The sequence below is a fragment of the Novosphingobium nitrogenifigens DSM 19370 genome, assembly GCF_000192575.1.
GTDB lineage: Bacteria > Pseudomonadota > Alphaproteobacteria > Sphingomonadales > Sphingomonadaceae > Novosphingobium > Novosphingobium nitrogenifigens.
The window spans coordinates 1-401 of the sequence record NZ_GL876954.1; the positions used below are offsets into that span (position 1 = coordinate 1).

1 pseudogene is annotated in these 401 nt (G+C 60.3%); it reads left to right on the forward strand.

Annotated elements, in window-relative coordinates:
• Nucleotides 1–395 (forward strand): annotated as a pseudogene (locus tag Y88_RS19060) (hypothetical protein); the annotation flags it as partial.
• Between the last annotated feature and the right edge of the window lie 6 nt (nt 396–401).

A 401-nucleotide genomic window follows, 5' to 3' on the forward strand; every position in this document is an offset into this window, starting at 1 on the left:
AGCATCGCTCGAATGGCGAGCGCAAATACTATCTCTCCAATCTGCCTGGCGACACCCCGATCAAGGCTCTCGCCGGCGCGATCAAGGCGCGCTGGGTCTGCGAACAAGCCCATCAGCAACTCAAGGAAGAACTGGGCCTCGATCACTTCGAAGGACGATCCTGGGTCGGACTTCACCGCCACGCCTTGATGTCGATGATGGCCTACGCCTTCCTGCAATCCCGAAGGCTCGCTCAGGCGGGACGGAAAAAAAGAGTCCCCGGTCCGCCTCCCCAACCCACTTTGCCAGCAGTGCGCCAGGCCATCCTTGACCGCTTGGCCCGCTCACCGCCCGACCATTGCCCTCACTGCGGATGCAGCCTCATCAAACACCCAAGTGAACTTCTGCCAAAGTAGTGCTAG